Here is a 10753-nt window from a genome sequence, read left to right on the forward strand (position 1 = left end):
CGGCAATCAACGAAATCCGTTTCGGGCCACGCCACAGGAGAAATTCATGCAGCTTCGTGCCTTGCAGGAGACCGCGGTGCGCTACTTTCTCGAGGTCGTGAAAACCGGCTCCGTGAAGGAGGCAGCGCTCAAGCTCAACGTGGCGCCCTCGGCGGTGAGCCGGCAGGTGGCGCGGCTGGAGCGCGAACTCGACACCCTGCTGTTCGAGCGCCATGCGCGCGGCATGGTGCCCAATGCCGCGGGCGAGCTGCTGGCGGCACACGCCAAGCGGGCGCAACAAGACATCGAGCGGGTCACGAACGACATCGCCGGCCTGCGCGGCCTGCGCAGCGGCCATGTGCGCGTGGCGAGCACCGAGGGCTTTGCCTTCGACTTCATTCCCAGACTGATCGCGGACTTCCGCCGCAAGCACGAGGGCATCCGCTTTCACCTGGAGGTCTGCTCGCCCACCGATATTTCGAGCCAGGTGCGCGACGGCGAGGCCGACGTAGGCATCACCCTGAGCGCTGCGCCCGAGCCCGGCATCGAGATCCAGCTGCGGTACCCCAGCCCCATCCTCGCCGTGATGGCCAGGGACCACCCATTGGCGCAGCAACGGCAGCTGTCGCTGCGCCAGGTGGTCGCGTATCCGCTGGGGCTGCCGCAGGAAGACAGCTCCATACGCCGCCTGCTCGACGCAAGCTGCGCCCGGCAGGGGCTGCGCTATTCACAGGCCATGTCCAGCAACCACGCGAATGCGCTGCTGAGCTTTGCAGCGGCCGGCGGCGGCAGCATCGCCTTCTACGGCCCGCTGTCGATACGCACGCTGCTGCAGAGCAAGGCGCTGGTCGCCCTCCCCGTGAAAGACCGCGAAATGAACGAGCGGCACCTGGAAATAGAGACCATGGCGGGCCGCTCGCTGCCCGATGCCGCGAAAGCCTTCGTGCGGCATCTGGTGGAGGCCGTCAAGGCCAGCGGATAGGCCCTGGGGTTGCGCCGCCTTCAGCGGGCGTCAGGCTGGTTTCAGCTATCCGCGCCGTTCGAGCGCAGCCTTGATGAGCGAGGGGTAAGGCGGCCGCGATTGCGGCGTGGCTGCAAAGCGCTGGCCGGCGATGTCGATTTCGTACTCGCCGTGCATTGCCTCTTCCCTCGTCAGTGGCTCGGCGCTGCGTACGTAGCCCATCACCACATCCGCTCCAGTACCGCGCTGTAAGCCGTGGAGGTCAGCTCGCCGACGGCCTTGCCGTTGCGCAGGATCGGTTCGCCGCCCCATGCGAAGGCCTGCGGGTCGTCCAGCGTGAACATCATCAGACGCTTGGAGAGCCGTTCGGGTGTGATCTTCGCGAGCGCGGCCTGTCCGATGAAGGCAACCGGCTTGTCCAGCTGGACCGCGAATTCCAGGCCCGCCTCGAACGGGTTTTCGTCCGGACCAAGTTCGAGACCGAAGGCCCGGCGCCCGGCCTCGATGCGCAAGGCGTCGATCGTGTAGTAGCCGCCGTCGCGAAGGCCCAGGTCGGTGCCCGCGTCGAACAGCGTGTCGTACACATGCACCGCCATCTCAGTCGGGATGTACAGCTCCCATCCCGGACCGCCGACGTACGAGACCTTGGCCGCGAGTGCGCGCGCGTAGCCGACATCGATCTCGATCACTGCCGATTGCGGAAACGCCTCCTTGCCCAGGTCCTGCGGCGTGACCCGGGACAGCAGCTGCTGCGCCTTCGGGCCGGTCACCGTGAGGGTGCAGTAGCTGGAGGTCACGTCCGTCACCGTCACATGCTCGTGCGCATGCATGTGGCGCCTGATGTGGCCGATGTCGCGGCAGGGCTGAGCGGAGCCGGTGATGATCAGGAAGCAGTCTGCCGCCAGCCGCATCACCGTGAGGTCGCTCTCGAAGCCGCCGCGTTCGTTGAGCAGCGCGGTGTAGACCATGCTTGCAGGCCGGATCGCCACATCGTTGGCGCACAGGCGCTGCAGCAGCAGCTCGGCGTCGCGGCCCTGCACCATGAGCTTGCCGAACGAGGTCTGGTCGAAGACAACCACGTCTCGCCGCACCGCCATCTGCTCTTCGATGCAGGCATCCAGCCAGTCGGGGCGGCCGAAGCCGTAGCGGGCGTGCGCCTCGTGCCCCGGCAATGCGAACCAGCTCGCGCGCTCCCATCCCAGCTTGCTGCCGAAGGCGGCGCCCTTGGCCTTGAGCCGGTCGTACAGCGGCGAGCGGCGCAGCGGTCGTCCGGACTCCAGCTCGTGGCGCGGCCAGCGCATTGCGTAGTGCAGCCCGAGCGCTTCCACCGTGCGGTCCTTCAGCCAGCGCTTGTTGCTGTTGAAGGGCGCGAAGCGGCGGATGTCCACGTCGAGCAGATCGGCCGGCGCGGCGCCGCCGACGATCCATTCGGCGATCAGCTTGCCCGCGCCGCCCGCGTTGGCGATGCCGGCCGAGTTGAAGCCGGCGGCCACGAAATAGCCGCGCACTTCGGGCGCTTCACCGAGGATGAAGTTGCCGTCCGGCGTGAAGCTCTCGGGGCCGTTCAGGAACAGCTTGATCTCGGTGGTCTCCAGCGTCGGCGTGCGGTGCACCGCTTCGTCGAGCAGGATCTGGAACTGGTCCATGTCGTCCGGCAGCAGCTGGAACTCGAACTTCGGCGGGATGCCGTCCATGCCCCAGGGCTTGGCCACCGGCTCGAAGCCGCCCATCACCAGGCCGCCGACTTCTTCCTTGTAGTAGATGTAGCCGTCGGGGTCGCGCAGCACCGGCAGGTCCCGGTGGACGCCTTCGATCTCCTTGGTGACCAGGTAGAAGTGCTCGGCCGAATGCAGCGGAATGTTGACGCCCGAGATCTTGCCCAGCTCGCGCGCCCATTGGCCGGCGCAGTTGAGAAAGCTCTCGCAGCGCACCGTGCCCTGGCTGGTCTCGACGCCGACGATGCGGCCGTTCTCGATGATCGTGCCGGTGATCTGCACGCCCTCGAAAATTTTCGCGCCGCGGTTGCGCGCGCCCTTGGCCAGCGATTGCGTGAGGTCGGTCGGGTTCGCCTTGCCGTCGCCGGGCAGCCAGACTGCGCCCACGAGATCGTCGATGCGCATCAGCGGCCACAACTCCAGCGCTTCGGCCGGCGTGATGAACTCGGCCTCGATGCCGAAGCTGTGGGCCGTGGCGATGGTCCGTCGCAGAAGCGTCATGCGCTCGGGCGTTCGGGCGACCGTGATGCTGCCGCACCGTTTCCAGCCGGTGGCCAGGCCCGTCTCGGCTTCGAGCGAGGCATACAGGTCGATGCCGTAGCGGCTCATCTTCGTCATGCTGCGGTTCGCGCGCAGCTGGCCGACCAGCCCGGCGGCATGCCAGGTCGTGCCGCAGGTGAGCTGGCCTTGTTCGAGCACGATCACGTCGGTGCAGCCGAGCTGGGTGAGGTGGTAGGCCGCGCTGCAGCCGGCAATGCCGCCGCCCGCAATGACGACCTGCGCATGGGAGGGAAGTGGCGTCGCCATGATGTGTCGGAGGACTCGTTGGTTGAGGGAGGGTTACTTGAAGACCACCGTCTTGTTGCGATGGACCAGGATCCGGTCTTCCAGGTGGAGGCGCACGCTGCGCGACAGCACGCTCTTTTCGATGTCCTTGCCGAGCCGCACCATCTCCTCGATCGAGTTGCCGTGGTCGATGTCGATCACGCCCTGGTCGATGATCGGGCCGGCGTCGAGCTCGGCCGTCACGTAGTGGCTGGTTGCGCCGGTCATCTTCACGCCGCGCTCGAAGGCCTGGTGGTAGGGCTTGCCGCCGACGAAGGCCGGCAGGAAGCTGTGGTGGATATTGATGATGCGGTTGCGCAGGCGCTGGGTCATGTCGTCCGACAGCACCTGCATGTAGCGCGCGAGCACCATGAAGTCGCCGCTGAACTCGCGGAACAGCCGCTCCACTTCGGCGTAGGCCTGCGTCTTGGTGTCGGGCGTCACCGGCACGTGGAAGAACGGGATGCCGTGCCACTCGACGAAGGATCGCAGGTCGTTGTGATTGGAGATCACGCACGGAATTTCGCAGTGCAAGTCCTTGTTGCGCCAGCGGTGCAGCAGGTCGTTCAGGCAGTGGTCGAGCTTGCTCACCAGCACCAGCATGCGTTTCTTCACCGAGCTGTCGGAAACGCTCCACTCCATGTCGAACTGCTTGGCGACCGGCGCGAAGCGTTCGCGCAGTTCGTCCAGGTAGAAGGGCAGCGTGTCGGCCTGGATCTCCACCCGCATGTAGAAGCGGTTGTGCAGCGCGTCACCGTGCTGTGCGGCCTGGGTGATCAGGCCGCCGTGGCTTGCGATGAAGCTGCCCACGCCCGCCACGATGCCCGTGCGGTCCGGGCAGGTGAGGGTGAGGATGTAGCGGCGTGGTGTTTCGTCGCCCATTGCCATGCCTTCAGGCGGCAACGGGTGCGGTGACGCGCCTGATGCCCATGGCCTTGAGCGTCTCGCCGATGGCGGCCACGGCGCCCGGAATGCCCGCCTCGCCGAAGTGGCCCATGCAGCCGACGCGGAAGGTCTCCACCTGCGTGAGCTTGCCGGGGTAGAGGATGTAGCCGCGCTTCTTCACCTCCTGGTAGAAGGTCTTGAAGTCGTAGTTGGCATCGTCGGGCGCGTGGAAGGTGACGATGATCGGCGCCTGGATGGCGGACTCCAGGAAGCTGCGGATGCCCAGCGAAGCCAGGCCTTCGATCAGCGCCTTGCAGTTGCGCGCATAGCGCCCGCCGCGCGCCGCAAGGCCGCCTTCCTCGATGTACTGCGCGATGGCGGTGTCGAGCGCGGCGACCACGTGCGTAGGCGGCGTGAAGCGCCACTGCGTGGTCTTCTCCATGTACACCCACTGGTCGTACAGGTCCATGCTCAGCGAGTGGCAGTTGCCTTCGCACTTCTCGAGCGTGCTGCGCTTGATGACGACGAAACCCATGCCCGGCACGCCTTCGAGGCATTTGCCCGAAGCGGCGACGACAGCATCGAAGGGCGTCTTGCGCGCATCGATCTCCAGCGCGCCGAAGGAGCTCATGGCGTCGATGATCAGCCCGCGGCCGTGCCTGGCGACGACCACCGCGATCTCGTGCAGGGGGTTGAGCACGCCGGCGCCGGTTTCGCAGTGCACCACCGCGACGTGGGTGATGCCTGGGTCGGCCGCGAGCGCCCGGTCAACGTCGGCCGGCGAGACCTGCTTTTCTTCCGTGTAGTCGATGGTGGTCAGCTTGCGGCCGAGCACCTTGCAGATCTTGGCGAGCCGCTGGCAGTACGCGCCATTGCTCGGCACCAGCACGTGGCCGTCGCGCGGCACGACGGTGCCGATGGCAGCTTCCACCGAGAAGGTTCCGCTGCCCTGCAGCGGAACGCACTCGTGCGTGCCGGTGCCGTGCACGATCTCCAGCACATGCTTGCGGATGCGTGCGGTGATCTGGTTGAAGTCGGCGTCCCACGATCCCCAGTCGCGCAGCATCGCCTGCCGCGTGCGGTCCGAAGTGGTCAGGGGGCCGGGCGTGAGAAGAATGGGGTAGGGGGCTTGACTCATGATGTCTCCAGGCAGGGAAAGAAATGAGAGGAAGGGGAAGACAGAGGGGCCGCCGTTCAACCGCGGCTCAGGTTGCGCCAGGCCTGCGTGCGCGACAGCAGCACGCGCGTCAGCAGCGAGTAGGCGATGCACACGATGGTCGAGGTGACGACGATCAGGCTGGCCAGCGCCGCGGCCGGGCCGATGTCGCCGGCGTCGTCCAGATGCATGATCGCGACCGAGGCCAGAATGGTCTCCGGCGTGTAGAGAAAGATGGCGCACGACAGGCTGGCCATCGACACCACGAAGAAGTAGCGCCCGATGTCCAGGATCGCCGGCAGGCACACCGGCACCGTCACGCGCAGGAAGGTCTTGAAGAACGGCACCTTGAGCGAGGCCGACACGGCTTCGAACTCGTTGTCGATCTGCTTGAGCGCCGTCACGGCCGTGAGATGGCTCGAGGTGTAGTAGTGCACCACCATCGAGATGATCAGGATCGCCATCGTCTGGTAGAGAAAGTTCAGCGGGTTGGCCGGATGGTTGAAGAACATCACGTAGCCCAGCCCGAGCACAAGGCCCGGCACCGCCATCGACAGCACCGCCATCAGATGCATGCCCTTGCGCATCAGGCCGAGGTTGCGCGTCTTCTCGATCAGGTAGGCGCCCACGAAGACGATCAGCGAGCCGGCCACGGCGGTGGCCATGGCAACGATCAGGCTGTTGCCGTAGGCCGCGGCCATGTCGCTTTCGACCAGCACGAAGTGGTAGTGCTTGAGCGTGAGCGAAAGGTCGTAGGGCCACAGCGAGATCAGCGAGGTGTAGATCGCCATGCCGATGGTGGCCAGCAGCAGCCCGCACACGACCGCGCAGAACAGCATCAGCAGCGGATCGGCGAGCTTGCGGCGCTTGGGGCTGTAGGGCACCGAGCGGGCCGTGAGCTGCGCCTTCAGCTTGCGCCGCACCACGTAGTCGATCACGAAGGAAATGATCGAGGGAAGCAACAGCAGCATGCCCACCACCGCGCCGATGGAGAAGTTGTGCTGCCCGACCACCTGCTTGAACACATCGACCGACAGCACGTTGAAGTTGCCGCCGATCACCTTGGGCGCGCCGAAGTCGCTCACCACGTAGGTGAAGACCACGGTCGCCGCGCTGATGAGGCCGTACTTGCACGAGGGTAGCGTGATGGTCATGAACTGGCGCGACGGCCGCGTGCGCAGCGCGGTGGCCGCCTCGTACAGCCGGCCGTCGGCGAGCGACAGTGCGGTGACCAGGATCATCAGCGCATGCGGAAAGGTGTTGTAGACCTCGGCCAGGATGATGCCGGGCGCACCGTAGATCGACGCGCCGCCCAGCAGGAACTTGAGAGCCCCCTGGTTGCCGAACCACTGCACGAAGGAAATGGCCGAGAGCAGCGAGGGCGCCAGCAGCGGAATCAGCGCGATGAGGCGGAACACCGCCTTCAGCGGCGCCGGCATGCAGCTGCGCGTGAGCGCGTAGGCAAAGACGAAGGCGGTGGGCACCGAGATCATCACCACCGCCGCCGAGACCCACACCGAGTTCCACGCCGCGCGCAGCAGGCTCGGCGTCTGGAAGTAGGTGATGAAGTGGGCGAGGCCGACGAAGCGGCCGTCCTTGTCCTGCACCGCGTGGGCCAGGATGGTCGCCAGTGGTGCGATCAGGAACACGAAGAGCATCGCCATCACCACGAACAGGATGACCCGGGCAATGGTCTCGTCGCGGCTCCAGCGCATGGCCGGTCGCGCGGCGAACGAAGGGCGAGGGTGTGCCAGCGTGTTCATGGCTTCGGGCTGCGTGCGGAGAAGGCGCGGATGCGGTTGGCGCGCAGCGCGATGTCGATGGTGTTGCCTTCGCGGATGTCGAGGTCGTGCAGCTGGTTGAGCGAGAAGTGCAGGCCGAGCGTTTGTCCGTGCAGCGCATCGGCCGTCACTTCGGCGATGCACAGGCCGCCGAGGAATTCGACCTTGGTGACCAGCGCCTGCAGGCGGTTGGCCGTGTCGTCGCCCAGGTGCTCGACCGCACGGTCTTCGGGGCGCAGGTAGAGGTTGACGGCTTCGCCGGGCTCGAAGGCGCCGTCGCAGGCATCGCACTGCAGTTCCATGTCGCCCACCTTGAAGCGATGGTTGCCCAGCGCCACCGCGCGCAGCACGTTGACCTTGCCGACGAAATCGGCCACGAAGGGCGTGGCCGGCTGTTCGTAGACTTCCATCGGCGTGCCGACCTGCTCGATCACGCCGTGGTTCATGACCACGATGCGGTCGGCCATCGACAGCGCCTCTTCCTGGTCATGCGTGACCATGATGGTCGTGATGCCGACCTGCTTCTGCAGCCGGCGGATTTCGCCGCGCAGGCGAATGCGCTCCAGCGCATCGAGCGCCGACAGCGGCTCATCGAGCAGCAGCAGGCCGGGGCGCGTGGCGAGCGCGCGGGCCAGTGCCACGCGTTGCTGCTGGCCGCCCGAAAGCTGGCTCGGGTATTTGTTGCCCGAGGTCGGCAGGCCGACGAGCTTCAGCAGCTCTTCGACTCGCACCTTGATCTCACCCCGTTTGGCGCGGCTGTTGACCAGCCCGTAGCCGATGTTCTCGGCAATCGACAGGTTGGGAAAGAGCGCATACGACTGGAAGACGATGCCGTAGTCGCGCCGGTCCGGCGGCAGCCACGAGACGTCCTTGCCGTTCTGCAGGATCTGCCCGGCGGTCTGCGTTTCCAGCCCCGCGATGATGCGCAGCAGCGTGGTCTTGCCGCAGCCCGAGGGGCCCAGAAAACACAGCATCTCGCCCGGGTTCACGCGCAGGTGCACGTCGCGCAGCGCGCTGAAGGATTCGAAGTCCTTGCGAACGCCGACGATCTCGAGCGCTGCAGGAGCGCTAGCAGGCACCGGGCTGGCAATGAACTTGGTGTCGGTCATATCCATTTTTCGCACTCGTCGTTGGCGCACGCCACAGAAATGGGCGTCGCGGGTTGGGATAAGAGCTGCAGGCCTGTCGAGCCGATTCGTGGGACACCGCGGAACCGGCTTTGCCGGGCCGCAGGTGTCGCCCCGGGTAGGGGGTTGGCGAAGCGACACGAAGTGCGCGCAGCCTGGGGGCGAGCCTTATTTCGGTTCAGCCTTGCCTTCGTAGCGCTTGCTCCATTCCGCCAGGATGCGCTCGCGGTTCTTCGCTGCCCAGTTGATGTCGTTCTTGGCGAGCAGCTTTTCGTAGTTGTCCGGAATGCCTTCGAGCTTCGAGGCCACGCCGGGGTAGGCCACTACCGCCCACCATGTGGAGGTGATCTGGTTGGCCTCCTTGCTGGCCATCCAGTCGGCGAAGCGCTTGGCCTGTTCCGTCTTCTTGCTCGTCTTCATGATGCTGGTGGCCTCGATGTCCCAGCCCAGGCCTTCCTTCGGGAAGATCAGGTCGACCGGCGCGCCCGACTTCTTGACCTGGTGCGCGCGGAACTCGAACGAGATGCCGATGGGGAACTCACCCGCGCCGGCCTGCTTGCAGGGCTTGGAGCCCGAGTGCACGTACTGCGCGATGTTCTGGTGCAGCGCGTCCATGTACTTCCAGCCTTCGGCGTCGCCCATGTTCTGCAGCCATGACGACACGTCGAGATAACCGGTGCCGCTGGAGGCCGGGTGCGGCATCGAGATGGTGCCCTTGTAGACGGGCTTGGCCAGGTCCTTCCAGCTCTCGGGCTTGGGCAGGCCGAGCTTCTGGGCCTCGACGCGGTTGAAGCAGATGGTTGCGGCCCAGACGTCCATGCCGACCCAGGCCGGCGGGCGGGCGCTGTCGGAGTAGGCGGGGTTCAGGTCCTTGAAGCCCTTGGGCTCGTAGGGCAGGAGCATGCCTTCCTGCTGCAGCAGCGCGAGGCTGCTGGCGGCCAGGCCGGCCACCACGTCGGCCTGCGGGTTGGCTTTTTCGGCCAGCAGCTTGGCGGTGACGATGCCGGTGGAGTCGCGCACCCACTTCACTTCGATGTCGGGGTTGGCTTTTTCGAAGGCGTCCTTGTAGAGCTTCATGGCGTCGGTCTCGAGCGCCGTGTAGACCAGGAGCGGAGTCTTCTGCGCCCAGGCGGCGCCGCCGGCCATGAGGCCTAGCGCCGCAACGCACAGGGCCGCCGTGAGACGGCGCGTGCTTTGTTTCATCGTCATCTGTTTCTCCTGAAGTGGCTTGCTGTCACAGGGGGTGAGTGAGTGGCGGGCTCCGGCGCGTGGCGTTCCAAGGTCCGGTGAACGCAATGTAGATTGCTGATTGAAGACTGTCAATAAAAAATTGTTGACAGTTTTCAATCCTCGGGGAAAATACGCCCCATGGTCACCACCAATCACTCCGCCGCCCTCGCGTTTCTCCAGTCCAGCTCGCTGCCGATGCTGATGCAGGAAGAAATCGAGCGTTTGATCATGACCGGCGAGCTCCCCGTGGGCAGCCGCATCAACGAGAGCGAACTCTCGCAGCGCTTCAATACCAGCCGCGGCCCTATCCGCGAGGCGTTGCGTGCGCTGGAAGAGGCCGGCCTCGTGCGCAACGAAAAGAACCGTGGCGTCTTCGTGCGCGAGATCGCATTCGAGGAAGCCGACGAAATCTACGAACTGCGCGAGGCCCTGGAAGAAATCATCGGCCGGCGCGTGGCGCTCGCCATCAAGCCCGACGCGGTCGAGCGCCTGCGCGCCATGCTCGATGCAATGCGCTCGGCAGCCCAGGCGCAGGACGTGGAGCAGTACGCGCAGCTCAACCTGCAGTTCCACGAGATCCTGCTCGACACGGCCGGTAGCAAGAAGCTCACCGAAACCTACAAGCGCCTGGTCAAGGAGCTGCACCTTTTCAGAATGCGTGCGCTCGACAGCGGCGGCGGCCTGCGCGTGTCGGCCGACGAGCACCGCGACATCGTCGACGCCATTGCCAGCGGCGACCCCGACACGGCAGGGCGCGCGCTGCGCCAGCACGTCGCGGGCAGCCGCGCGCGCATGCACAAGGCCTTCGGCCGCGCCGATTCCGACGCGGCGACCGCATCGAACAACCCACCCCAAAAGGAAGTCTGAAATGACACCGGAGACACTCGAAGTCAATGCCCGCAGCTACCGCTGGATGAGCCGCCCCGTCGTGGTGGTGTGCGTCGATGGCTGCGAGCCTGCGTACCTGGATGCCGCCATCGCAGCCGGCGTAGCCCCCTGCATCGAGCGCATGCGCAAGACCGGAGCAGACCTGCTGGCCGACTGCGTGGTGCCCTCCTTCACCAACCCGAACAACCTGTCCATCGTCACCGGCG

10 protein-coding genes are annotated in these 10753 nt (G+C 65.9%); 3 read left to right on the plus strand and 7 right to left on the minus strand.

Going from position 1 to position 10753, the window contains the following annotated elements; all coding sequences use genetic code 11:
- Nucleotides 1-46: 46 nt before the first annotated feature.
- On the plus strand, nt 47-961 hold the full coding sequence (locus BLW48_RS32410) for a LysR family transcriptional regulator (RefSeq protein ID WP_093058829.1): 915 nt from the start codon (nt 47-49) through the stop codon (nt 959-961).
- A 45-nt stretch (nt 962-1006) separates the two neighbouring features.
- Here BLW48_RS32410 and BLW48_RS35540 read toward each other — a convergent pair whose 3' ends face one another.
- The 7 genes from BLW48_RS35540 to BLW48_RS32440 all read right to left on the minus strand — a co-directional run bounded on the left by BLW48_RS35540 (nt 1007) and on the right by BLW48_RS32440 (nt 9638).
- Nucleotides 1007-1162 carry an aminomethyltransferase family protein gene (locus tag BLW48_RS35540; protein ID WP_177142487.1) on the minus strand — a complete coding sequence of 52 codons (156 nt, stop codon included), beginning with the start codon at nt 1160-1162 and terminating at the stop codon, nt 1007-1009.
- Nucleotides 1162-3462, minus strand: coding sequence for a GcvT family protein (locus tag BLW48_RS32415; RefSeq protein ID WP_143047849.1), 2301 nt, complete (start codon nt 3460-3462; stop codon nt 1162-1164). Before BLW48_RS32415 ends, BLW48_RS35540 begins: the two co-directional genes overlap by 1 nt.
- 33 nt (nt 3463-3495) lie before the next feature.
- The gene (gene purU, locus BLW48_RS32420; RefSeq protein WP_093058884.1) at nt 3496-4362 is read right to left on the minus strand and encodes a formyltetrahydrofolate deformylase; all 867 of its coding nucleotides are present in this window, start codon (nt 4360-4362) and stop codon (nt 3496-3498) included.
- 10 nt (nt 4363-4372) lie between these two features.
- Entirely contained in the window at nt 4373-5503 is a 1131-nt protein-coding gene (locus tag BLW48_RS32425; protein ID WP_093058827.1) for a 2-aminoethylphosphonate--pyruvate transaminase, read from the minus strand.
- Nucleotides 5504-5559: 56 nt separating this feature from the next.
- The gene (locus BLW48_RS32430) at nt 5560-7284 is read right to left on the minus strand and encodes a putative 2-aminoethylphosphonate ABC transporter permease subunit (protein WP_093179731.1); all 1725 of its coding nucleotides are present in this window, start codon (nt 7282-7284) and stop codon (nt 5560-5562) included.
- Nucleotides 7281-8417, minus strand: a complete 1137-nt coding sequence (locus BLW48_RS32435) for a putative 2-aminoethylphosphonate ABC transporter ATP-binding protein (protein ID WP_093179733.1) — start codon at nt 8415-8417, stop codon at nt 7281-7283. Before BLW48_RS32435 ends, BLW48_RS32430 begins: the two co-directional genes overlap by 4 nt.
- A gap of 180 nt (nt 8418-8597) precedes the next feature.
- Nucleotides 8598-9638, minus strand: a complete 1041-nt coding sequence (locus BLW48_RS32440) for a putative 2-aminoethylphosphonate ABC transporter substrate-binding protein (protein WP_093058824.1) — start codon at nt 9636-9638, stop codon at nt 8598-8600.
- A 159-nt stretch (nt 9639-9797) separates the two neighbouring features.
- Here BLW48_RS32440 and BLW48_RS32445 point away from each other — a divergent pair, with 159 nt between their 5' ends.
- Nucleotides 9798-10526 carry a phosphonate utilization associated transcriptional regulator gene (locus BLW48_RS32445; protein WP_093058823.1) on the plus strand — a complete coding sequence of 243 codons (729 nt, stop codon included), beginning with the start codon at nt 9798-9800 and terminating at the stop codon, nt 10524-10526.
- 1 nt (nt 10527) lies between these two features.
- Nucleotides 10528-10753, plus strand: a 226-nt coding sequence (locus BLW48_RS32450; protein ID WP_177142488.1) for an alkaline phosphatase family protein, incomplete at its 3' end; no start/stop codon positions are given.

The organism is Variovorax sp. YR266, assembly GCF_900107295.1.
In the GTDB taxonomy this organism is placed as follows: Bacteria; Pseudomonadota; Gammaproteobacteria; order Burkholderiales; family Burkholderiaceae_C; genus Variovorax.

Excerpts from the sequence above, each read along its gene's own strand:
- BLW48_RS32410 (WP_093058829.1), top strand. The coding sequence starts at position 47 with ATGCAGCTTCGTGCCTTGCAGGAGACCGCGGTGCGCTACTTTCTCGAG.
- BLW48_RS35540 (WP_177142487.1), bottom strand. The coding sequence starts at position 1,162 with ATGGGCTACGTACGCAGCGCCGAGCCACTGACGAGGGAAGAGGCAATG.
- BLW48_RS32415 (WP_143047849.1), bottom strand. The coding sequence starts at position 3,462 with ATGGCGACGCCACTTCCCTCCCATGCGCAGGTCGTCATTGCGGGCGGC.
- purU (WP_093058884.1), bottom strand. The coding sequence starts at position 4,362 with ATGGGCGACGAAACACCACGCCGCTACATCCTCACCCTCACCTGCCCG.
- BLW48_RS32425 (WP_093058827.1), bottom strand. The coding sequence starts at position 5,503 with ATGAGTCAAGCCCCCTACCCCATTCTTCTCACGCCCGGCCCCCTGACC.
- BLW48_RS32430 (WP_093179731.1), bottom strand. The coding sequence starts at position 7,284 with ATGAACACGCTGGCACACCCTCGCCCTTCGTTCGCCGCGCGACCGGCC.
- BLW48_RS32435 (WP_093179733.1), bottom strand. The coding sequence starts at position 8,417 with ATGGATATGACCGACACCAAGTTCATTGCCAGCCCGGTGCCTGCTAGC.
- BLW48_RS32440 (WP_093058824.1), bottom strand. The coding sequence starts at position 9,638 with ATGACGATGAAACAAAGCACGCGCCGTCTCACGGCGGCCCTGTGCGTT.
- BLW48_RS32445 (WP_093058823.1), top strand. The coding sequence starts at position 9,798 with ATGGTCACCACCAATCACTCCGCCGCCCTCGCGTTTCTCCAGTCCAGC.